General features: G+C 39.3%; 17 protein-coding genes and 5 pseudogenes. 4 read left to right on the forward strand and 18 right to left on the reverse strand.

Annotated elements, in window-relative coordinates; all coding sequences use genetic code 11:
- Positions 1-11 precede the first annotated feature (11 nt).
- From H540_RS0113760 to H540_RS29685, 6 genes and pseudogenes are all read right to left on the reverse strand, one after another.
- Positions 12-752, reverse strand: a complete 741-nt coding sequence (locus H540_RS0113760; RefSeq protein ID WP_028401172.1) for an SDR family oxidoreductase — start codon at positions 750-752, stop codon at positions 12-14.
- Between the two features lie 27 nt (positions 753-779).
- Positions 780-947 (reverse strand): annotated as a pseudogene (locus H540_RS34620) (carboxymuconolactone decarboxylase family protein); the annotation flags it as partial.
- A gap of 324 nt (positions 948-1,271) precedes the next feature.
- Positions 1,272-2,060, reverse strand: coding sequence for an ABC transporter permease (locus H540_RS0113765; protein WP_028401173.1), 789 nt, complete (start codon positions 2,058-2,060; stop codon positions 1,272-1,274).
- Position 2,061: 1 nt separating this feature from the next.
- Complete coding sequence (locus H540_RS0113770; RefSeq protein WP_028401174.1) at positions 2,062-2,835, reverse strand: ABC transporter permease; 774 nt, start codon at positions 2,833-2,835, stop codon at positions 2,062-2,064.
- Positions 2,825-3,805 (reverse strand): ABC transporter ATP-binding protein, encoded by a 981-nt coding sequence (locus tag H540_RS0113775; protein ID WP_028401175.1) that lies wholly within the window; start codon positions 3,803-3,805, stop codon positions 2,825-2,827. Before H540_RS0113775 ends, H540_RS0113770 begins: the two co-directional genes overlap by 11 nt.
- Before the next feature lie 494 nt (positions 3,806-4,299).
- Positions 4,300-5,091: an MATE family efflux transporter gene (locus H540_RS29685; RefSeq protein ID WP_245592236.1), complete on the reverse strand. Its 792-nt coding sequence runs from the start codon at positions 5,089-5,091 to the stop codon at positions 4,300-4,302.
- A gap of 408 nt (positions 5,092-5,499) precedes the next feature.
- Between H540_RS29685 and H540_RS0113790 the strand changes: the two genes are divergently transcribed.
- Positions 5,500-6,045, forward strand: coding sequence for a TetR/AcrR family transcriptional regulator (locus H540_RS0113790; protein ID WP_028401176.1), 546 nt, complete (start codon positions 5,500-5,502; stop codon positions 6,043-6,045).
- A 288-nt stretch (positions 6,046-6,333) separates the two neighbouring features.
- Here H540_RS0113790 and H540_RS0113795 read toward each other — a convergent pair whose 3' ends face one another.
- Both H540_RS0113795 and H540_RS0113800 read right to left on the reverse strand, forming a co-directional pair.
- A complete protein-coding gene (locus H540_RS0113795; protein ID WP_028401177.1) occupies positions 6,334-7,506 on the reverse strand; it encodes an MFS transporter in 1,173 nt (390 codons plus the stop codon).
- A gap of 343 nt (positions 7,507-7,849) precedes the next feature.
- The gene (locus H540_RS0113800; protein ID WP_028401178.1) at positions 7,850-8,908 is read right to left on the reverse strand and encodes an NAD(P)-dependent alcohol dehydrogenase; all 1,059 of its coding nucleotides are present in this window, start codon (positions 8,906-8,908) and stop codon (positions 7,850-7,852) included.
- A gap of 233 nt (positions 8,909-9,141) precedes the next feature.
- On the opposite strand from H540_RS0113800, the pseudogene H540_RS34215 reads away from it, so the two are divergent.
- Positions 9,142-9,588, forward strand: a pseudogene (locus tag H540_RS34215) (TetR/AcrR family transcriptional regulator).
- A 135-nt stretch (positions 9,589-9,723) separates the two neighbouring features.
- Here the strand turns inward: H540_RS34215 and H540_RS0113810 are convergent.
- Positions 9,724-10,929 (reverse strand): MFS transporter, encoded by a 1,206-nt coding sequence (locus H540_RS0113810; protein WP_028401179.1) that lies wholly within the window; start codon positions 10,927-10,929, stop codon positions 9,724-9,726.
- A 239-nt stretch (positions 10,930-11,168) separates the two neighbouring features.
- Here H540_RS0113810 and H540_RS32115 point away from each other — a divergent pair.
- Positions 11,169-11,396: pseudogene (locus tag H540_RS32115) on the forward strand (TetR-like C-terminal domain-containing protein); the annotation flags it as partial.
- A 785-nt stretch (positions 11,397-12,181) separates the two neighbouring features.
- Here H540_RS32115 and H540_RS0113820 read toward each other — a convergent pair.
- From H540_RS0113820 to H540_RS0113830, 3 genes are all read right to left on the reverse strand, one after another.
- A complete protein-coding gene (locus H540_RS0113820; RefSeq protein WP_028401181.1) occupies positions 12,182-12,823 on the reverse strand; it encodes a stage II sporulation protein M in 642 nt (213 codons plus the stop codon).
- A 111-nt stretch (positions 12,824-12,934) separates the two neighbouring features.
- A complete protein-coding gene (locus H540_RS33190; RefSeq protein WP_155891022.1) occupies positions 12,935-13,096 on the reverse strand; it encodes a hypothetical protein in 162 nt (53 codons plus the stop codon).
- A 183-nt stretch (positions 13,097-13,279) separates the two neighbouring features.
- Positions 13,280-14,446: a DUF418 domain-containing protein gene (locus H540_RS0113830; protein ID WP_028401182.1), complete on the reverse strand. Its 1,167-nt coding sequence runs from the start codon at positions 14,444-14,446 to the stop codon at positions 13,280-13,282.
- A gap of 531 nt (positions 14,447-14,977) precedes the next feature.
- Between H540_RS0113830 and H540_RS32120 the strand changes: the two are divergent.
- A pseudogene (locus H540_RS32120) lies at positions 14,978-15,130 on the forward strand (transposase); the annotation flags it as partial.
- 79 nt (positions 15,131-15,209) lie between these two features.
- Here H540_RS32120 and adhE read toward each other — a convergent pair.
- The 6 genes and pseudogenes from adhE to H540_RS32125 all read right to left on the reverse strand — a co-directional run.
- Positions 15,210-17,813, reverse strand: coding sequence for a bifunctional acetaldehyde-CoA/alcohol dehydrogenase (adhE, locus tag H540_RS0113840; protein WP_028401184.1), 2,604 nt, complete (start codon positions 17,811-17,813; stop codon positions 15,210-15,212).
- A gap of 831 nt (positions 17,814-18,644) precedes the next feature.
- Positions 18,645-19,748 (reverse strand): spore germination protein, encoded by a 1,104-nt coding sequence (locus H540_RS0113845; protein WP_028401185.1) that lies wholly within the window; start codon positions 19,746-19,748, stop codon positions 18,645-18,647.
- A gap of 413 nt (positions 19,749-20,161) precedes the next feature.
- Positions 20,162-20,470, reverse strand: a complete 309-nt coding sequence (locus tag H540_RS0113850; protein ID WP_028401186.1) for a hypothetical protein — start codon at positions 20,468-20,470, stop codon at positions 20,162-20,164.
- 254 nt (positions 20,471-20,724) lie between these two features.
- A complete protein-coding gene (locus H540_RS0113855; protein WP_342666086.1) occupies positions 20,725-21,762 on the reverse strand; it encodes an aldo/keto reductase in 1,038 nt (345 codons plus the stop codon).
- A gap of 311 nt (positions 21,763-22,073) precedes the next feature.
- Positions 22,074-22,845, reverse strand: a pseudogene (locus H540_RS29700) (group II intron maturase-specific domain-containing protein); the annotation flags it as partial.
- A 79-nt stretch (positions 22,846-22,924) separates the two neighbouring features.
- Positions 22,925-23,139 (reverse strand): group II intron maturase-specific domain-containing protein (locus H540_RS32125; RefSeq protein ID WP_028401190.1); only part of this gene is annotated, 215 nt, incomplete at its 5' end.

The following is a 23,139-nucleotide window of genomic DNA, read 5'->3' on the forward strand; positions in this document are numbered from 1 at the left end:
CTCTTTTTAGATTACCGCTCTTGTTGTGTAGGACGAATAATCATTTCGTTAACGGCTACATCAGATGGTTGTTCAATTGCAAAAGCAATGGCACGAGCAATGCTATCAGCTTCAATCGCACCTTTATAAATTTCGTCAATTCCTGGTTTCAGATCCATATCTGTAATCGAATTTGTTAATTCAGTATGAACGGCTCCTGGTGAGATAATGGTTGTACGAATGTCGTTACCATACTCTTCTTTACGCAGACCTTCCGAAATAGCACGTACAGCAAATTTAGTTCCAGCATAGACAGTACTGCCAGCTCCGACAACGTGTCCAGCTACTGAAGAAACATTAATAATATGTCCTTCTTTTCGTTCTCTCATTGAAGGAAGAACAGCAGCAATTCCATAAAGAACTCCTTTAATGTTGACGTCAATCATCTTGTTCCAATCATCAATTTTTTTCTTATAAAGAAATGAATGTGGCATTACTCCTGCATTATTGATTAATACATCAATTTTTCCAAACTCTTTAAGAGCATACTCAGCTAGCTCTTCCATTTGTTCATGGGAAGTCACATCTGTTACTTTATAAATAGCTTGCCCGCCATTATTTTGAATTTCCTCTTGTAATTTCTTTAAACGATCTTCACGGCGTGCTGCCAGCACCAACTTCGCACTCTTTGACGAAAGTTCCTTTGCAGTCGCTTCTCCAATTCCACTAGACGCACCCGTAATCATGACAACTTTATCTTGAATATTAGACATAATATTTAACATCCTTCCATTTTCTTTTGCTTTATTTAAATGAAATCCTAGTTGTTTTGTATTATCACTCGTTATTAAGTTAGCAACGGTAATTAAACTACGGTCACGTGGATCAAGCTCTTTACGCTCCCAAACATCTCCAAATAAAATATCATCGGTTAATTCAACAATCTTTGGTGCAAAATCTCCGATCATATTCTGTACAGCAGTAACTTCCTTTGAATTTGACTTTTTATATCCCTTCTTTCATTTTAAGTTATTTCGATTCAGCTAAATTTGATGCCCGCGAAAAAATAAACATCAAAACATTAATGAACATCTGTATATAATTATAAACACAAACAGAATGCTTGCAATTGTTAAATGAACACAATTTGTTCATTAATGAATAAATGAATTTAAACTGTTAATTATCTTTAGGAAAGTTTGGTAACCTAACAGTTGTAAAGTGACAATTGTTAAAAAGTAGAAATACTAAATAGTGATATAAAAAAAACTTAGCCGATAGGCTAAGTTTTTTTAACTGCTAGCACTGGTGTAATTCGCAAGTGCAAACTTCCAAAATCGACGAGCCAGCCAAAAGAAGACGACAGCTACAATGACTGACGCAACTGTTGTTCGACCATCCCACTTACCAATTAAGGAACTCGCCGGGGTAAACGTAAGAAACGCTGCAGGTAAAACATACGTTAAAGCCATACGCAACCACCCTTTATACATGGTGATGGGGAACCGAGTCGTTTCAAAAAAAGAGTTGAATAAGAAAGACAAATCATCCATCCGAATCACCCAAAAGGCGGTGGTCATCAACAACATCCATAAAGAATAAATGATCAAAAAGGCAGCAAAGATGGTAATGAAAAAGAAAGACACATCAAGCAAAGACGGTATGAAATGCTTTTGAAATAGACCATAGATAAGTAATCCAATCCCTAACAAGACATCAATCAAGCGCCAGAAAACAAGGTGTCGTAGACTCACGAAGAACATACTATCAACCGGTTTTGTTAGCACATAATCCAAGGTTCCCATCCGAATATGCAAAAGAAGTCTAGGCATATTGGGGCGAAGAGCGAAATCAATCAATCCTTGCAAGGTATTGTAAATACCAAGAAGAATCAGAACATCGGCATATGCCCAACCACCCAATTGATCAGTTTGATAGAAGAAGATTTGAACCATCAAAATCGAGACTATAATACCAAATAGACTCGAGAAGAGATTTCCAATAAACTCGCTTCGATATTCGAGTTCCTCTACCAGACAAGTTCGAAAAAATTCTTTAAATATACGCCAATATCGCCTCATGTTATCCCCCCACCGCCTGATTTTTCTTTAATCCAGCCTTCCATAACCAACCTATTGCCCCAATGAGAAGAATAGCCCAAATGAAAGATCCCATAAATCCAACCAGGAGGGTATGCGGATCGGCTGCATCTGTTAGAATTTCTAAAGGGAATCCGATCATATAGCGATAGGGTAAGAAGGTACTGATTTGTTTGACAACGGGTGGTAAGAGAGAAAACGGAGCGATCCGCCCAGAAATAAATAACGAAACCGTTTCGAACATGGCATAGATCGCGGTCACTTTGGTCATCCAAAAACCCAAAATGCCGAACATATAACTAAAAGCAAATCGGATAATCGCTCCGAGTAACAGCGCAGCAAAAAATAGTCCCCATTGGCTTACCGACAGATGTAACTGAAGAGAAGGAATAAAGAAGGATAGAATGATCCAACAAGGTAAAAGAACAACTAAAAACAATCCTTTATAAATAATATTTTCGGCGATCGCCCAATGAATCGGATGAAAAGGTCGAACAATTTGATAGGAGAATGTGCCTTCACGAATTTGACGATCCATTTCCCATACGTCCCAAGCACTCGTAAGGCGCTCTACCATAATGAGAGACGTAAAATACAAAATAAAAGAGTCTCCTTGATCTGGATAAATATTCATCCACACCATCATGGTAATCAAAGGTTGGACCATCGTGCCAAACATCCAGACCATCGTAGAGAGCTGATAAGAAAACATCTCTACATATTTCATACGTAAAATCGCTCGATATTTAGTTAGCATGAGATTCCTCCTGGAAAGCTAACGTAATCACTTCTTCCATCGGCGGATCTTGTATATTTAGGTCATTAATTTCAAAATTAGCCAGCAGTTCGGATGAGACAATCGGTACACGATCCCTTGCGACTCGAAGCGTCAATTTCCCATCTTCAAATGAAACCACTTCTCCAAAGGTTTCCCATGAACCATGAGAGCTGGAAGGAAGACGAACCTCTAACAATTTATATGGCGTTAATCTTTCCGTTAAAACTTGTAACTCTCCGTCGTAAAGAAGTTTCCCGTGATTAATTATTAATACCCGATCACAAAGTGCGGTGACATCGCCCATATAATGAGAGGTTAGGAGAATCGTTGTTTTGTGTTCACGATTATATTTGGCAATGAATTGACGTACTTTTTCTTGCGTATTTACATCCAATCCAATCGTCGGTTCATCTAAAAATAAGATGGATGGACGATGTAATAACGAGGCGGCTAATTCACATTTCATCCGCTGACCCAGACTCAGGTTCCGAACCGGTTTTCCAAGTAAAGGTGCTAATTCCAGCAATTCAACCAGTTCATCTAAGGTTTGACGAAACATTTTTTCGTCAATTTCATACACGCTTTTATTCACTAGAAAGGTCTCCATTGGTGGGATATCCCAAATCAATTGACTCTTTTGCCCCATGACCAAACTCATGATTTTTTTGAACTCATTCTTTTGTTCCTGTGGTTTAAAACCGCTCACTTCAATTCGTCCAGAAGAAGGATGCAACAAACCAGCTAACATCTTAATCGTGGTCGTTTTTCCTGCTCCATTTGGTCCTAAAAACCCCACAATTTCACCAGTATTAATGGTGAAGGACACGTCCTTCACCGCATGAACGGTTTGGTATTCCCGTTTGAACAAACTACGTAACGCTTCCATCCGGCCTTCCTGTCGAACATGGACACGAAAAGACTTATTTAAATTTTGAACTTGAATGGACATATTTCCTCCAACTATGAAATAATTATCATACTTTAAAATTGTAGGAGTACAATCATAAAAATATGATGCGAAAAACATTTTGTCTTGTTTATCCTGCAACCAACCTCCGATAATCGAATCTGTTGCACCCGAGATGTCATACGATTCCCCAATGAGATACGCATCTGCTGGTCGATAAAATTCACACCAGCATCAGAATCTCGAACGAACTGCTTTTTTATTTTCCCAATATTCAGCTTGCCTATAAATGATGAACACCGATAGATTAATAAACACATGTTTATAATAAACAGAAACCAGGCTGCTTGCAAGTGTTAAATGAACACGACAACGAGCTTATTGAATTACCAATATCAAACATACATAACTCATCCCAGTTCCCACAAAAAATGCTGACACAAACGGAATTGTTATATTACCAGTGTTATAACCGAACAGCGGATATTCGCAATCTGCTTAGCTGCTTGCTCATAATCAATAACTTACATAGCAGATTATCGGTTAAATTGCATGAAACTTAGTCCATTTTCCAATCCATATGGAACACCAATCCCTAAGATTTTTTTAATCATTGCCCAGTTAAATTTGTGTTTTAAACTTTTCTTTATATATATTGATTGCTTTGTGTTAAAAGCCACTGTGATAATAATAGCTGCGGCCGCAATACGTGATAGCAAGGTCGGTATAGCAACACCTGCAACACCAAAGTGGAAGCCGTAAATAAGTATTGCATTTCCTGCCGCGTGCGCTATGTTCATAGCCAGCATCACTTTCATGGGCAGTTTTGCATTACCCATAGTACGGAATATTGCAGCTCCGGCATTATATAGTGCAAGGAACGGAATGGATATTGCTGTAATCATCAGGTAAGTATTCGCATCCCTGCGTACTTCATCCGTAATCTGCCCAAACAAGCCATTTAAAATAAGCGGTTTTATCAGATAAATAATGACCATGATTATGACGGAAACGGCACCGGCAAACCATACCAGTTGATTCGCTGCTTCTCTTGATTCTTCCAGCTGCTTCCTGCCCATATACTGTCCTGCAATTACTGCACCGCCGGTAGCTAGAGCTGCGAACAAACTAATGAGCAATGCCATGACAAAATCCACCAAAGACACTCCAGACACGGCTGATTCACCCACGTATGCTACCATGATTGAGTCTGCCAATCCCACCAGATATTCTAAAAACTGCTCTATGATTAGCGGCAGAAATAATGTGAATAAATCCCGATTCGTAAATAGCTTTGTTGTTGGTAATACTAAAGATTTCTGCTCCAATTTTAGTCCTCCGATTTATACGTTCTTACCCATTTCATATGCCTGTTTCATAGCCTGGCTTCCTTTAATGTCTCCCTTATTCCAGACTCCAGTTCCGTAAATAATCCCCTTTTCTTTTGCCCCGCTAAGGCAGGAAGTAAATCCTCTGAATACTGTTTTACCATTTCATATGCCTGCTTCCTTTGATGTCGCCCATGTCAGTGACTCCGATTCCATATATAATTTCTTTCTCCTTTAGCTAACTTTGATGTCAGTAAAAAATAAATATTGATATATTAATGGACATCCGTTTAAAATTATAAACAGAAATAGGATGCTTACAATTGTTAAATGAACATATTTTGTTCATTAGTGAACAAATCAATTGTAATTGTTAATTATCTTTAAGAAAGTTTGGTGACCCTCACAATGTCTAAAGTGGATAGAAGAATACTCAAATCTCAAGAAGCGATAAAAAAAGCGATTGTTGAACTGATGTCTGAAAAAAATTTTGATGACATTACCATACAGGATATTTCCGACAGGGCAAATGTAAGCCGAGGAACCATCTATCTTCATTACGTGGATAAATTTGATCTACTGGATAAGCTCATTGAAGAACATATTAACAAACTACGGGAATTGTGCGAATCGGCGGCTGAAATGGATTTTATAGATGCGAATCTGCCCTGGTTCGAATACCTTGAAAGTCATTATTTATTTTTTTCGACGATGTTAGCGAGTAAAGGAGCCCCTTCTTTTCGTAGTCAGTTCCTTGAGTTTCTCATCGAAGAGTTCAAGGATGAAGTGGATATAACAAAAGGAAAAAATCACGGATTAAATGAAGATGTGATTCTTCAATTTATTGTCACGTCTTACGTAGGGATCGTGGAATGGTGGATCACGAATGGAATGCCTTATCCACCTCATGTCATGGCAGAACAAGTGGGGATTTTGTTAGAGAGAAATCTATAGTCCCAATAAAATTGCTACGTTATCCTGCCCGTTCGAAAACAAAAAACAGAGCAGTGTTAGCACACTGCTCTTGAAAAAAGAGCCCCGTTACTTAAATAAGGAGTAGCGCCATTGTGGAGTTATATCCACATCAGTAGCAGTGCGCAAATACTCGAGCTGCTCTACAAGCTCGTCTGGTTCTTTAATCAGACCAATATCCGTGCATTCTTTGGTATGTTTTTGAAGTGAGCCGCAATTGGGGTGCAGTTCAAACTGCGACGCTTCTAATTTTCTTATGTGATTTTCCCGTCACTTCGTCGCTATACTCTTGTGGGGCGAACGGGCAAGGCTAAATGAGACCGCCGCAATACATACAGCAATCGTGACTGATGCAGCCCCGATCCAACTGACCGCTAGCATCGATGTGCTTCGTACGGCAATCCCCCCAATTCCAGCGGCCGCTGCTATGCCTAACTGTATGAAAGAACCATACAGGCTAAGCATGATTCCTGAAGCTTCTGGAGCGAGCCAGATCAGATTATACTGCAGACCTGGGCCAGACGACCACGCCGAGAAAGCCCATAGCATAAGCAACGGAATGGTGACGAAAGTTGATCTAGCGATAGTGGACAGTAGCACAAGAGCTATGACATGGACAACCATGCCTCCCACAAGTGATCGAGGGATACCAATCCGATCCGTCATGAATCCACCGAACTTGGAACCTATTAAGGTAGCGATGCCAAAGGCAAACAGGGCAAAGCTCACTTCTCGTTCGCTCATTGATGTAACGGTTAGCAGGAAGGGGGCAATATACGAATAGAGTACTGCATATCCTAACTGCCAGAAGAACGTTACACCAAGGCCCATTACGATTTTCGGGTTCTTCAAAAAAGCGAGTTGCTTGCTCAGAGGGACGGCCGCCTCGCTATTTGTGGCGGGAATCGTTCGTGCGGCAGCAAAGATTGCTAGCAAGCTAAGAACACCAATACCCACGAAGATTACCTTCCAATCGTATGCTGTGGCCACAACACGACCAATTGGGACTCCGACGATGAGAGCTGCACTGAACCCAATTATAACGGTGCCGATAGCCCCTGCTTTATGTTCGGGCGATGCTAGTTTTGCTGCGACAGTTTTGGCGGCGATGGCAAAAACCCCACTTCCTACAGCAAGTATAATGCGAGAGACGATAAGAAAACCGAAGCCAGGAAGGGTGAATGTCATAACGCTTCCGAGCACCATTATAGAGAGAGAAAGAATTAATAACTTACGCTGATCCATTTTTGTCGTGGCCATCACGACAATTGGAGAACCGATCGCGTTAGCAATCGCGAATACGGTGATCAGTTGCCCTGCTGCCGATACCGATATATTAGCGGAGGCAGCGACTTTATCCAAAATACCTGCAATGACATACTCCGATGTACTGACCATGAAGGTAATGATGGCCAGCATGTAAATTTTCCATGTGTTTCTCATATTTTTCTAATCACTCCTCTACAAAGAGTTCAATACTTCTAAAAACATGAAAATAATGAACACGCAAAAAATTATTCAATTATTATTTCCATAGTGAAGGGTTTTACCAGATGAACCTTCTTTATCTTAGAGTAAGGAAACCTCGAACTCTTGTTCCAATAAATGTCTTAGCGTATGGTTTCGTTAAAATGTCTACCTTACCCCTTCATGCCCAAATTTTAATTTATATGATCAGAAAACTCCCGAGATACGATTCCAGTAAACAAAAAATGGGTCAACCATCTAATTGGCTAACCCATCTTTCAACAGAGCCGATTCAAAATAAATAAAGCATTTTTACGAGTTACAAGGTAGATACGTCAATAACGAATCGATAACGTACATCACTACGGAGGACACGCTCATATGCTTCGTCTACTTGGTCAGCACGGATCACCTCAATTTTAGGAGCAATGCCGTGTTGGGCGGAGAAATCGAGCATCTCTTGTGTTTCCCGAATTCCACCAACAAGTGAACCTGCAATGCTACGGCGACCCATGATTAAGGAAAACACATTGTACTGATCTGACTCGGCTGGTGCACCGACATTTACAAGTGTTCCATCTACGCGAAGCAGCGATAAATACGCATCTACGTCAAGATTGGCAGACACTGTATTTAAGATGAGGTCAAAACGACCAGCCAAAGTAGTGAATGTAGCGGGATCATTGGTTGCAAAGTAATGATCTGCTCCAAAGCTCAGGGCTTCACTTTTCTTATTCAAAGACCGACTCAAGACAGTTACTTCAGCACCCATAGCATGGGCATATTGGATTGCTAGGTGCCCAAGACCTCCCATCCCCACAATGGCAACCTTCTTACCTGGGCCGGCGTTCCAGTGTTTCAAAGGAGAGTACGTGGTGATTCCTGCACACAATAGCGGGCTTGCCACATCCAAATCCAGACCGTCTGGAATACGGACAACAAACCCTTCCGTTACAACTATTTTTTGGCTATATCCACCGTATGTTGGATTACCATCGTAGTCTAATGCATTATATGTTGCGATAACGCCTTTCGTACAATATTGCTCCTCACCACTGAGGCAGTATTCGCATTCTCCGCAGGAGTCAACAAAGCAGCCAATGCCAACGCGATCACCAACAGCAAATTTTGTAACTTCTGTTCCTACTGCTGCCACGACTCCGGCGATTTCATGACCAGGAACCATTGGGAAGATCCCACCACCCCATTCACCGTGTGCACTATGAATGTCGGAGTGGCAAATACCGCTAAACTTAATATCTATTAAGACGTCGTGTGGTCGTAATTCTCTCCGCTCAATTGTAGTCTGTTCAAATGGTGCTTTTGCACTTGGGACACTTAGCACACGGGTCATTAGGTTTTTATGATTATTACACATAAGAGACAACACAATCCTTTCTTGTTAACACTGAAAAATTTGGATGCACATTAATCGATTTCTCCATATCCGATTGCATATACATAGTGAGCATTAATACTTTAATGTACATCTGTATATAATTTTAAACAGAAACAGGATGCTTGCAATGGTTAAATGAACTCCATTTGTTGATTATTGAACAAATCAAACGAAACTGTTAATTATCTTTAGGAAAGTTTGGTGACCTAACAATGTCTAAAGTGGATAGAAGAATAGCTAAAAGCCAAGATGCCATCAAAAAAGCTGTTATTGAACTGATGACTGAGAAAAATTTTGATGACATTACCATACAGGATATTTCCGACAGGGCAAATGTTAGCTGAGGAACCATCTATCTTCATTACCTAGATAAATTTGATCTACTGGATAAGCTCATTGAAGAACATATTATCGAACTACGGGAAATGTGCGAATCGGCATCTGAATTGGATTTTATGGATGTGACTATAATCTGTTCGAATACTTTAAGAGTAATTATTTATTCTATCCGACGATGTTAGCCAGTAAAGGAGCCCCTTCTTTTCGTAGTCAGCTCCTTGAGTTTCTCGGTAGTGGAATGGTGGTTCATGAATGAAATGCCTTATCCGCCTCATTTCATGGCAGAACAAGTGGGGATTTTTTTAGAGAGGAATCTATAATTAGAAACGAAAAAGCCTTTTATTCTTTGCTAAGCTTGCAAAAAATAAAAGGCTTTTGTTTGTTACACTATTGTTCTCCGTTAGCGCAAAACGAAAATAACTGTTTAGACCGAGTACTTATGTTATATTAGCCTTTTAGTTTTGAATGGCCATCTTAGCTTGCGGGCGGTGATGGAGCAGATAGTAAAAGGCAGCAGAAAGCAAAGGAATGAGCCCTGCAACAACATACATCATTTGGTAATTCAAAAAGGAAGCGGTCAGTCCCATAAAATAAGAACCTAATCCATAGCCTGAATCAAAAAATAAGAAAAACGTCGCCGTTGCACTCCCTCTGCGATGTTCAGGGGACAGCTTCACAGCCAATGCCTGAAAACAAGAAAAGAGAGCCCCATAACCAATTCCCATCATGAAGCCAGCCACCAACACTATTATTCCGGAATGAGCTTGACTTAATAAGAGCATTCCGACAGCAAACAACGAAATTGCGGGATAATACAGATAATGTTCATTATATTTATCAAATACTTTCCCAACGATGGGCCGAAACAATACGATCATGAGCGCAAACACCACAAAAAAAGTACCCGTGACTTGAGATTGATGGATCTCAGCCGTAAAAGAAGCTAGAAAGCCGGCTAATGAGCTATAAGAAAAGGCAAGAATAAACCCTACCAACGAAATCGGCAGCGCCTTCGGTTCGATAAAGTCATTCCAATGCATGCCCTTTCTCTTAGTTGGCTCTGCGTTCAGAACCAATTCTGTCTTACTCTGCTTTTGTTGAGGTGCCCGTATCCCAATCGTAAACAGAAGAGAAAGCCCAGCAATGACACAAACAGCCAATAGCAATACAGTGATGTTCTTGTCTTTCCATAGAAAAAGCCCGCAAGCCGGGCCGATAACCATGGCAAGGCTCATAAACATACTGAAGTAGCCCATTCCTTCCCCTTGGCGTGAATCAGGAACGAGTGAGGCAGCAACTGTGTTTGCAGCAGTCGAGGCTATCGCATAACTCATTCCGTGAATGAAACGAATAACTAAGAAGAGGAAAATTCCATTGGTGCCGAAATAACATATAGAGGCGATTAGAAAAATGACCATTCCTATCACAGCCATTTTCTTTTTCCCGAATCGATCCACCCATCGGCCTGAGAAGGGCCTAATCAATACGACTCCAATAACATAGATGGTAATAGCTAATCCCATCTGTTGTTGACTCCCGCCTAAGCTATCTTTCACATATAATGGAAATGCTGTCGCGAGAATATAAAAGTTTAATGCCATGAAAAAATTGCTTAAACAAACAACAATAAAATTTTTCGTCCAGATGCTCTCTCTAATCAATACACTCTCTCCATTCCTCCATAAAAACTTTTTCTATTGGACATTTCTATTCCTTCTTTCATTTTAAGCTACTTCAATTTAGCTAAATTTCATACCTACAAAAAATAAATACCGATACATTAATAAACATCCGTCTATAATTATAAACGGCAACAGAATGCTTGCAATAGTTAAATGAACACATTTTGTTCATTAGTGAACAAATTAATTACAAATGTTAATTATCTTTAAGGGAGCTTGGTGCCCCTTCTTTTCATAGTCAGTTCCTTGAGTTTCTCATCGAAGAATTCAAGGATGAAGTGGATATAACAAAAGGAAGAAATCACGGATTAAATGAAGCTGTGATTCTTCAATTTATTGTCACGTCTTATGTAGGGATCGTGGAATGGTGGATCACGAATGGAATGCCTTATCCACCTCGTGTCATGGCAGAACAAGTGGGGATATTGTTAGAGAGAACTCTATGATTAGAACCGTTTGTTTTTTGGTACTTTACTTAATATGAACTCAATGATTCAGTTTTAGATTGAAACTAAAGTTTTGAGTATTGTCCCAATAAAATTGCTATGTTATTCTGCCCGTTCGCAAACAAAAAACAGAGCAGTGTTAGCACACTGCTCCTGAAAAAAGGAACCCCGATACGCAACAAACCTTGGCAGAGATTATCAATATTGATCCTACCGAATCACAAGACGTAATTGTAGAAGTTAAGAATTGGACAACAGGTCCACCACAAGAACTTGGAAAGTTTGCGTTTCTTCACGGAGAACCTCCTCCTCCACCTGACGGTCCTCCCGAGCCTATTACGACACCACTTTTTTTCACCATTCCACCCCAACGTCGGTTAGAGATGATGGCGTTCTTTCCACCTGACCCTCTATTCCCACATCCAAGTTATGAAGTTCGGGTTACTGCCCCACCTACTCCTATTGTTCCACCTGACCCTGTATTGGTCAATAGTTTTGGTGTGAATGCTGCAGGCGTTCCTCGACAGGGCAATACAGTGCTGAATCATGGGTTCACTTCATAAGGGTGCTTTTTTATGTAACTAAAAATGGGGTATCCACAGTCAAGCAATATACGAATATTACCTTCCTCTTCATTAAACCATTCCACTATTCCTTCTCGTTTCAAAACCAATCCCATTTTCATTTTTTCGCCCGTTAGTTAAAAAAACTGTATACCGTATTCGTGTCAAGTTAACATAATCAGTGTTATCGGAAGTTAATGATTCCCTCTTGAGGTACAAAAATTAATTTAGCAAGAAACGAGTGATGTAGCCTTCGATAAATGCCGCTATGAAGATAAATGGAGTAATCACAAACATAAAGACGATACAAGTTTTTTTTAAATGTTCCCATAATGATAGAACATTTTTTTTATCATGACGAAACGTATTCATGATTTTCCCTCTAATAATTTGATTAATCTTACCTCCATAACACGATGTAATTATAAATACAGAGAGTTCTAAGATACTATGAGGAAGTAAACCTAAAACAATGGTAGAGAACAGACTCATTCCTACCTTTTGGGATAAATATATCACGACACCAGTTATAGCACTTGTTAAAGTAAGCGAAAGTGTATACAGAAATGGTACTGGTACAAGAGATAATATTAATATTTGAAAGCAAACAGTCCAATTGTTTTTAAATAAAAGAATTGTTCCTTGCCAATAGCTTTCTTTATTACTGGTTGTGTCAGAACTAAATTTATCCAACCCTTGAACAAACTTTTTAGCATCCAAATGTAGTAATGATGCGATTAAATAAGTAATAATAATAATAATTAAAGTGGCTAACCAATACCTCCAAAATGTTTTTTTGGAATGTTGCCATGTGTTTCTCAAAAGATGTACTTCTTTCTCAAGAAGAGAATTTACTTTGTTCAAAATCTAATCCCCCTAATTCTAATCATCTTTAACGGTATAATAAATTCTCTCTCCTTTGCTTATTGTGAAAACAGCAAACCCCTCCACTTTCAGAGAGGTTCGTTCCATTTCCTATGCTTTTTCAGGCTTTCTCAGATACTTGGTGAAGTATGCTCCTAACAACAGAAACACAACTGTCATTCCGTAAGCAAAAATGCCCCAACCTGTGTAATGACCAATGATTTGCACTAAAGCAATGAGTAAGAAACAAATAGAGGTCAAATAACGTTTCATGGTAGCACCTCCTCCCTTCACCAAATTTTACCATCTTGATAATACGTTGGTAAGGAAATTTTTCCTGTATATCCTATTCATGTGAAGTTTACATAACATATCATTATCGGCAGTGAATCAATTAATATATGAATACTAAGGTTTATTTATTTTTATATTAAAAATGTTATCATATATATAATCTTATACCTGCAAATTTTTTCTCGATGTTTTTTCCCTTATTAGTAAGTTAGCTAGATGCTTACGTGCTGTTTCCATCGGTCCCATGGTAAAGTAACCTAACCATAAAGTAGCAAAGAGTAGCTGCAGCAAACAGATTAATATCCAAACAGAAATGACCGTAAACGAGCTGGGATTTCCACCAAACCCCAAGCCCCAACCATAAAACAGAACTGAACACAAAATATTCTGTAATACATAGCAGCTCAAGGACATCTTACCTGCTCTTTCTAGGAAGCTCCACAATGAAAAGGAATGGAATTTTTCAACCAACAAGCTGATTGCTCCCATGTATCCAATCGACAGAATCGGAGCAAATACATACCTTACTGGAAAATCAAAATAACCTCCGGGAATAAACAGCAATAAGTTTAGAGGTAAACCAAGAGACAGTCCGATCTTCATCATCTTTTTGCGAATGTTCCGTCCATTATCATCATTCGCAAAAGCTCCTTTCCTCATCAACAGAACACCTGTTAAAAATAGAAAAATATTAAAGGGAATAACAAAGATTGCTTCTGTCCGCAAATCCCAAAAATGGCTAAGTCGATATTGAACCTGTTCCAACCAAGATCCGATTTGATAAAGGTTAGTGACTTCTTGAGGTGTTGCAAATGACTCACTATTTACTTGATGTCCCAGTACACCTAAGCAAACAATTAATATAAAGAAGACATGAATCACGCCAACACTGATCATCGTTATTCGCATCGTTTTTTCTCCTGCTTTGACGATAAGAGAGACAATAATCGCGGTCATTGCATAAGACATCAAAATGTCGTACTCCAGCACCAAGGTAAAGTGCAGAAATCCTTCGAGAAGTAGAATTAAGGAAATCCATATGTATATTCCTGGCCAAGGACGATTCAACCGTTGCGATTGCTGGTATTTTAATTCCAATCCAACGCCAAACATGATGGCTAATAAGCCAAGCAATTTGCCATTAATTAAAGCTAAAAATAAAGTTCGTAAAAAGGCGTCACCCGATAACCACCACTTGTTATGAGTAAAGGTAAATATATAATTCAAGTCCCCTAAATGTGCAAAAATCCAAATATTTGTTCCTAAGGTTCCTAAAATTGCTAATCCCCGTAAAATATCTAGACTTCGAATTCGTTTGCTGCTTTTCATGTTTCACTCTCCGCTTTCTTAATTTTTTCATTATTAATCACACGCTTACTTTATTTGAAAAATATACCGGATATACCATTATTATACAATAAGTAATTGAAGATTTTATTTGTATATCGTATACATGTTCAGTTAACATAACATGTCATTATCGGTAGTCAATGCATCTATAAACCTATAATAAATCCCTTCAGCAAAATAATAATGAAGGGATTTATTATTTATATGACTCAAATCATTAGTTATCAAAGGAATTGTTTTTTACTTCTTCCACTACTGATACTCCTTCACTATTATCATCCATTGGGTTCTGGTGCAAAAAGTTTAAACAACGTCAAATAAGCACATAAGCATACAAAATATAGAAATAAATACTCCAGAATATACACGATTCTTTACAGCTTAAACAAGCTTTTAATCTATTTTCAATTTGTGCACCAGAACCCAAGCTTCTTCTATAAAAGACGCATTAAATGATCGTATAAGAGATGACTTGCAACTATCTTGAAGTTTTTGCACCAGAACCACATCCGGGATCAACGACTGTCTGCCCGCGGCAACATATTGCGATCGATTCGTCCCTCCACGATCGAGCGAAGTTTCGCAGAAAGTAAAGAACTTCACGCTCTTCGTTTCGTCCGATACCGTGGAGTTCGCTACATACAGATTCAAGTTTGGTCCACTTTTCAACAACGTGAATGAGGCTTGTTTGTAAACAAGCCTCATTCACAAAGTTTAATAGTACGTATACAGAATTCTTACTTTATACTCCTTTAAATGCTTCGCGGTAGATTTCTGCCAATTCTGTTACTAATGGTAATTTTGGATTGGCAGTTGTACATTGGTCTTCAAATGCACGCTCTGCTAAATAGTTTACTTTGCTTTCAAACACTTCTTTATCAACACCTTGCGCTTCGATACTCATCGGAATGTTCAGTTCTTTGCCAAGCTTGATGACTGCTTGAATTAAGCTTTCCACCCCTTCTTCAGTCGTGCGTGCCGGCAAACCTAACATTCTTGCGATTTGGGCGTAACGCTCATCTGCTACAAAGTGCTCATATTTCGGGAACAAGGCATGCTTGTTAGGTTTTTTCGCATTGTAGCGTATTACGTGCGGCATTAGGATGGCGTTAGCGCGCCCATGAGCGATATGGAACTCTGCTCCAAGCTTATGCGCCAAGCTGTGGTTGATGCCAAGGAATGCGTTCGCAAACGCCATACCTGCAATCGCAGAAGCGTTGTGCATTTTTTCACGAGCTTCTTCGTCGCTGCCATCCTTATAAGCACGCGGTAAATACTTGAATACAAGCTCAATGGCCTTTAAGGCTAATCCGTCGGTATAATCGTTTGCCAAGATAGATACATATGATTCAACCGCATGTGTTAACACGTCCATTCCTGTATCCGCTGTGATGTGCGGAGGAACAGTCATTACAAATTGTGGGTCTACGATTGCTACGTCCGGTGTTAATTCATAATCAGCCAATGGATATTTAATATTGTTTTCTTTGTCAGTAATAACAGAGAATGGAGTCACCTCGGAACCTGTACCAGATGTTGTCGGAATCGCCACAAATTGTGCTTTTTGGCCTAATTCAGGATATTTGAATGTACGCTTGCGAATATCGATGAACTTTTGTTTTAAGCCATGGAAGCTGGTTTCCGGATGCTCATAGAATAGCCACATTCCTTTTGCTGCGTCCATTGCAGAACCACCGCCAAGCGCGATGATTACATCAGGCTGGAATGCTCTCATCATTTCTGCGCCTTTAAATACTGTTGCGTCAGATGGATCCGGTTCAACATCAGAGAACATCTCTATTTTTACATTGTTCGGATTCAGATTTAAATAGTGCAATACCGTCTCTACATAACCTAATTTCACCATGCCAGGATCAGTTACGATAAAAGCACGCGAAATTTTCGGCATTTTTTCCAAATATTGTGTTGCGTGTTTTTCAAAGTAGATTTTCGGAGGGAGCTTGAACCATTGCATATTATTGTTCCTTCTCGCAAGTTTTTTCACGTTCATCAAATGGATAGCTGTTACGTTTGTAGATACAGAATTTTTACCGTAAGAGCCGCATCCTAATGTTAAAGATGGCATAAACGCGTTGTACACGTCACCGATACCGCCTTGAGCAGAAGGAGCATTTACAATAAGACGGCATGCTTTCATGCGTAAACCGAATTGACGTTGTACTTCTTCGTCAGTAGAGTGCATCACTGCAGAGTGGCCTAGTCCGCCAAGCTCAAGCATTTCTTCGCAGCGCTTGAATCCTTCTTCTGCACTGTTTACTTTGATGCAAGCTAATACGGGACTTAGCTTTTCTCTGGAAAGAGGATGGTTTGGACCTGCTCCTTCAATTTCTGCTACAATCATTTTTGTGCCTTCTGGAACAGTAAATCCTGCAAGATTTGCGATATACTCAGGAGACTTACCGACAATTTCGGGATTTACGGCACAAGTATTTTCGTTAATTACAAGCTTCTCCAATTGTTTCTTTTCTTTTTCTGTTACGAAGTAACATTTGTTTGCAATCATTTCTTCTTTTACTGCTTCATAAATTTCTTTGTCAATAATAATGGCTTGTTCAGACGCACAAATCATACCGTTATCGAATGTTTTTGATAAAATTAAATCGTTTATGGCACGCTTGATTTTTGCTGTCTTCTCAATATAACAAGGAACGTTTCCAGGTCCTACGCCTAACGCAGGCTTACCTGTGCTGTATGCGGATTTTACCATACCCGCTCCGCCTGTCGCCAATACAAGAGCAACCCCCGGGTGATTCATCAATTGTTTTGTTGCTTCTACGGAAGGCTTTGTAATCCATTGAATACAGTTTTCCGGGGCACCTGCTTTTATTGCTGCTTCATGAAGAACACGTGCAGCTTCAGCAGAGCAATTTTGTGCTGAGGGGTGGAACGCGAAAATGATAGGGTTTCTTGTTTTAATGGCAATCAACGCTTTAAACATTGTTGTAGAAGTCGGGTTCGTCACCGGAGTCACACCTGTGATAACTCCTACCGGCTCTGCAATTTCAATGATGCCCGCATGAGGATCTTCGTTAATTACTCCCACTGTTTTATCGTTTTTGATGCTGTGCCAAATATATTCAGTAGCAAAAATGTTTTTGATGATTTTATCTTCGTAGACGCCGCGTTCGGTTTCCTCTACTGCCATTTTTGCAAGCCGCATATGTTGATCCAATCCTGCCAATGCCATTTCATGCACAATATGGTCGATTTGCTCTTGGTTTAACGTTTCGAATGTTTTCAATGCCTTTTGCGCTTTTTCTACAAGCTCATTAATCATTATTGTAGTTTCTTGTACTTGATCTAACACTTTTTCTTCAACAACCATAAATAAATCCTCCTTTTTGATTGGTCGATTATTGACCATGATGGACTTTTTGTGTCCCTATTCTCTAAAAAGAGAAACGAGACCTGATGTAAACGTTCATGTATAATTGTGAATTATTTCACATGAATGTTTACAAAGTTTCGTTATGCTTGTTAATGTATCTTCTGACTTTTTCAACCACACTCTTACTATATACTTTTTTTCGACTTTTTGTGTGTCTTATTTGTGAAACGTTACAACTATTTACAGTAGAGGTTTAAAGTTCTTTGTCCCCAAGTACCTTACAACATCATTCTCCCTTGTGTTTCAAGTAAACTATACCATAATCTTTTTGATTCTGGTACGCAATTTTGAAACGCATTTTCAAGAGAATATGGGAGGCAAAATGAACGTTTCATGATCAACAGTTTTTGAAACATCCCAAACCAATAAAAACGACCCCATTTATAGAATTGGTCATTTTCTCTTATTAGGAAAAACACTTTAAAGAGGAACAAAACAAATAAGAGTAGTTTGACTTCCGATAACTCATGCTATGTTAAATATTTGTTCATTTAGAGTCATGACTATTTTGGAATTGTGTTCGTAAATATCAAAAATAATTACAAACGAACAGAAAAATATTTGTTTATCACTGTTCGTCTAGACTACATCCTAAACAAACAAAAAAGGCCTGTTTAAATTCAACAGGCTGCTTAACATAATCAGTGTTATCGGAAGTCGATGTATTTAGAAATCTATGAAGTCTTTTCAATTTCGTTGCTGCTTTAACACCCAGTAAAAGATAGAAGCAAAAGAACCAACAGCAAAACCAAAAGAAATCGTACATTGTTATGACTTTACTTTATGCTTCCTCTTTTTCAATCTCAAGATGAGCAAAAGTAACGGCGGTTGTAAACCAAATAAAAACAACACAGCATTGCCCAGCATATCCCCGAATTTAAATAACTCATTGATGTTTGTTGGAATCATGGCAGCGATGTAAATGATCGGAAATAAGCCATACATAAATGGATGAATGTTCTTTTTAAAGAATTGGGCCAGCCCCAAAGAAGCAGCATAGTAGCCGGTGGTAAAGGAAGTAAACATTTGCATAATCCATATCACGAGCAAAAAAGACTCAAACCGTTCAAATATCAAACCAGACATTTCAAAACTTCGTATGAGATCGATCGTCGGCCATGTTAGCGTTATCACTCCATCGATGGATAACCCACCGATAACCATCACGACAGTTATCGTGTAAAAGATCAGTGGGATGAAAATTCCAACCAGAACAGCTTTTCCTGCTTTGTTTGGCTGTTTCATAAACGCCGTTATAATCAACATGATTTCAAAACCTGTATATGAGAGAGTGGTTGTTTTTATTCCTTTTAGTACTGGTATGATCCCCAACCCCAGTACCGGGCGCAGATTATCCATCTCAAATATTTTGAAGCTCATAAAGGCAACCAGCAAAAAAATACCGACCGTAATGGGGAGGATAATTTCAAACAGACGAGCAATCGGATTTATGCCGCCCATGATCAGATAGAGACCCGTCAACATATATGGCATAAGGATGGCCCATAGGGGGGTGCCTTCTAGCAAGAAATAACTTGTTATTTCTGCTAATGAACGGGCATGAAACCCACACATCATAAAAAAATAACATACAAGGAGTAGACTTAGTAACCCGCCCACCCATTTCCCTACAATTTTTTGGCTGTATTGATAAAAAGTTTTTCCTGGAAACTGTTGGCTTAATTTGACTATGATAACCCCTGCCATCATCGCAATTAGCCCGCCTAAAATCACAGTTAACCAGATATCTGGTGTTTTCACCTTCTCTGTAGATGTTCGGGGCAAGGTCAGAATCCCCATTCCAAGTATGTAATTGGTGACGATAACAGCTGCTTGAGACGTCGTAATACGGTCTTTGGGGCTGGTAATCATCGCAGGTCACTTCCTTATTCACAATTCAGGATTACTACTTTCAGAGGGTTCATTATTTCTCATTTTTCCACGCTTTTTCTTATAAACAGTACAATTTTATATTTCCAAAAAAGAACAAAAATTATGCATATCGTATACATGTGAGGTTTACATAACATGTCATTATCAGTAGTCAATGTATCTACCACTTTATAAAAAAGAGCTCGTCAGATCCTGTTCTGACGAGCTTTCTTGTTCACATAATCAGTGTTATCGGTAGTTCAGCTGTTCAAAAAGGCTTCAAAGGTACATGAAGCCTTTTTGCGTTTGTTTTGGATCGTGACAGCAAGTAGAATTTCAATAAATTCTACATTCATAAGATGTTCAAAATTGCTTATTTTATGTATTGTTTACATAACATAATTTATCGGAAGTTATTTTGGTGCAGAATCAATAGCACCGAAATCATTATGGAGTGTAAAATCTACTTTTTGTCCAAAAATTTCAATAAGTTTCTGTTCAATCTTTTTTCTAGTATCAGGTTTGATTTCTCTAACATAAAAATGGATGTTTCCTTTTTTATCGTATGTAATTGCATCAATTCCGCATTCAAACATGAATTTATCAGCTTCATCAGGGATTCCATAATTTTTGATATCAAGTTCTTTGATTTTTTTCATTGAAATTTGTTCACAGCTTGTAAAAATAATAGAAGTAAGCAAGAGTATAAGTATTTTTTTCATCTAATCACATCCAAATTGTATATTGTTTTTAGGATGTGTTTTACTTATTACTTTATTCTAATTAATTAACGTTCCAAGTTAACATAAGTCGTGTTATCGGAAGTTGGGGTTTGTGTAGCAATCGAACCAAAAACCGGAATAAGTACTGGAAATAAAAAGGAACAGTGATGTGTTAAGATCACTATTCCTTTTTTATTAATAACTCTGTTTGAGTAAATTATCGCTGGTTCCATTGAAGATCGTAATTGCTTTGTTCATTTCAGCGCCTCCACAACTTGAGAATCAAGAGTCATGGTTGTAAACCAGTTCGGATACAACGGTACAGGACGTGTCAATTGCTCCAGCACCGCGATTTCTTCCGCTGTCAGCTTCAGCTCGACAGCGGTCAAATTGTCTTCTAATTGGGAAGCGTTGCTCGAACCTACCAGCACGCTGTTCACATGAGTCTGTGCCAGGAGCCAAGCGAGCGACACTTGTGCCGGTGTTGCGCCATGATCATGAGCTATGTCTCGAACCTTATCCAAGATTGTAAAACCCCATTCCTTGTCATGCGGGAGAAAATCAAAGCCGCTCAGCCGATTATTCGGATCGGTCAGATTGTCGCGGGTATACTTACCGCTTAAGAAACCACCGGCCAAAGGACTCCACACCGTTAATCCAACATCGTTGTTTTTCATGAAAGGAACTATATCGTGCTCGATATCCCGACCAACTAATGAATAGTACATTTGCCCGTTAATAAAGGTGGCCCATCCGCGTTCACGTTGCATCTGAAGAGCCTGAGCAGCCATCCAAGCTGGCCAATTGGAATAGCCGATATATCGAACTTTGCCCTGCCGGACAAGATCATTAAGCGCCTCCAACGTTTCTTCGAGCGGGGTGAACGGATCGGTCTTATGAACGATATACAGATCTATATAATCAGTGTTTAACCGAGCTAGGCTCGCATCACACGCAGTGAACAAATGCTTGCGGGATAGTCCAGTTTGGACAAGGCCTGACCCCACCCTATTACCAACTTTAGTGGCAATAATCGTTTCCTTTCGGCAAGTCCCTAGCAACCGACCCAATATTTCTTCACTTTCCCCATCTGCGTAAGCGTCCGCCGTATCGAAGAAATTGATGCCAGCGTCCAGAGCTTGGTCTACTAGCTCCTTTGCTTGATCTTGACTTACTTTGTATACACTTGGAATATTCCCTGAGCCAAAAGTCATCGCCCCAAATGCCAGCTTCGATACAATCAATCCAGATTTCCCTAATTGAACATACTTCATTTTTTGCTCTACCTCCATTTATGTTTTGATAGTAAAGAAAATGAAAAACGGTAGATTCAAACGAATTTGAACTGTCACTAGATGCGGTAGGTTGGGTGTCTCCATATCAGCTAAATTTTGTAAACATTATTTAGATTCTCAATTCTTAATGTTTCTCCTGCATACATAACCAAAATATGTCTTTTCAGGGGGAGAAGTTGTTTTTAAGAATAGGATGTATAGTTTAGTCGGATAAGCGAGGGGCATCACTGCCCCTAACTCTCCTAAGAGCCGTACGTGACAGCTTTCCCGTCATACGGCTCAAGCCTTCTTTTTATCCAAACAACTTATTATCTGATACAAGGTACATGTACTAGTTTTATAATTTGACCTAAATGTGTTGATAAGTCCTGTACCATAACTTTTTCTCCATTTTGTAGTGGTTGTCTGCACAACGCGCAACGATATCCCTGTTTTCTCGCCAGTTTAATTCTATCCAAGGTATTTGTTCCATCAAAGACCTTCCGGTCTCTTTTTTCCCAATATTCTTTAAGAGTAGGGTCATCGGGACTGTTCTTGTATAAGACCATCACATGCCGTTTAATTTTAAACCAAGGCATATGTAAGAGCTGGATATTTGTTAGAGGACAGGTTAGAGTCCAGGATTTTTCTCCTCCATGATGAGGTTTTTTAAAGTATGTTTTCTTTATCCATTTCCACGATTTCTTAGGGTGTAATCGAATAAGACATTTACATATTTTCCTAAAAATATAATAATCGACTTTATCATACGTCTTTTGAGATACGACATGTCTCCAGTATTGTCCATACCCTCTAATAATGGGGTTCAATACTCTGATGAGTTCCCTAATGGGCTGGCCTCTCATGATACGGAACGTATCCCTTATCTTTTCTTTCGCTGTCTTTACTTGGTTTAATCAATAACTTATTTCCTTGCCACGTTTTATACTGACGTATGGAAAAGCCTAGGAAGTCGAATCCATTTTCAATGTGAGTCACCCGCGTTTTTTCTGCACTCAGTTCTAATCCTCTTTTACTCAAGTACGATTGTATCTTTTCGTATATGGATTGAGCTTGTTGTTTTGTTTCTGTTAAAACAACGAGGTAAGTAGCCCCGAGGAATTTCACCCCGAGGCCCTCTCAGAACCGGACTTGAACCTCTCGGCTCATCCGGCTCCCATTATCCAACCGAAGGTAAAATCCCCATTTTCCAGTGTGTAAATAGTTTCGGTTCGCGTCTGGCAATCTTCCCGAGCCAGTGCGTTGCTTTCCGCTGGTGGATAGCGAATTTCTTATACTTGCGCCGCACCCAGCGAATCAAGGCTCGGTTCATGTGCATGAGCACCTGATAAAGTTCCGATTTGTAAAAGCGCCCGTAATAGTTAACCCAGCCTC

Origin of the sequence: Ectobacillus panaciterrae DSM 19096, from assembly GCF_000430785.1 — a bacterium.
In the GTDB taxonomy this organism is placed as follows: domain Bacteria; phylum Bacillota; class Bacilli; order Bacillales; family Bacillaceae_G; genus Ectobacillus; species Ectobacillus panaciterrae.

Excerpts from the sequence above, each read along its gene's own strand:
- H540_RS0113795 (WP_028401177.1), bottom strand. The coding sequence starts at position 7,506 with ATGAGAAACACATGGAAAATTTACATGCTGGCCATCATTACCTTCATG.
- H540_RS0113765 (WP_028401173.1), bottom strand. The coding sequence starts at position 2,060 with ATGAGGCGATATTGGCGTATATTTAAAGAATTTTTTCGAACTTGTCTG.
- H540_RS33190 (WP_155891022.1), bottom strand. The coding sequence starts at position 13,096 with ATGAAACGTTATTTGACCTCTATTTGTTTCTTACTCATTGCTTTAGTG.
- H540_RS0113790 (WP_028401176.1), top strand. The coding sequence starts at position 5,500 with ATGTCTAAAGTGGATAGAAGAATACTCAAATCTCAAGAAGCGATAAAA.
- H540_RS0113760 (WP_028401172.1), bottom strand. The coding sequence starts at position 752 with ATGTCTAATATTCAAGATAAAGTTGTCATGATTACGGGTGCGTCTAGT.
- H540_RS0113850 (WP_028401186.1), bottom strand. The coding sequence starts at position 20,470 with ATGAAAAAAATACTTATACTCTTGCTTACTTCTATTATTTTTACAAGC.
- H540_RS0113775 (WP_028401175.1), bottom strand. The coding sequence starts at position 3,805 with ATGTCCATTCAAGTTCAAAATTTAAATAAGTCTTTTCGTGTCCATGTT.
- H540_RS0113855 (WP_342666086.1), bottom strand. The coding sequence starts at position 21,762 with ATGGAGGTAGAGCAAAAAATGAAGTATGTTCAATTAGGGAAATCTGGA.
- H540_RS0113830 (WP_028401182.1), bottom strand. The coding sequence starts at position 14,446 with ATGAAAAGCAGCAAACGAATTCGAAGTCTAGATATTTTACGGGGATTA.
- H540_RS0113770 (WP_028401174.1), bottom strand. The coding sequence starts at position 2,835 with ATGCTAACTAAATATCGAGCGATTTTACGTATGAAATATGTAGAGATG.
- H540_RS0113800 (WP_028401178.1), bottom strand. The coding sequence starts at position 8,908 with ATGTGTAATAATCATAAAAACCTAATGACCCGTGTGCTAAGTGTCCCA.
- adhE (WP_028401184.1), bottom strand. The coding sequence starts at position 17,813 with ATGGTTGTTGAAGAAAAAGTGTTAGATCAAGTACAAGAAACTACAATA.
- H540_RS0113845 (WP_028401185.1), bottom strand. The coding sequence starts at position 19,748 with ATGATTACCAGCCCCAAAGACCGTATTACGACGTCTCAAGCAGCTGTT.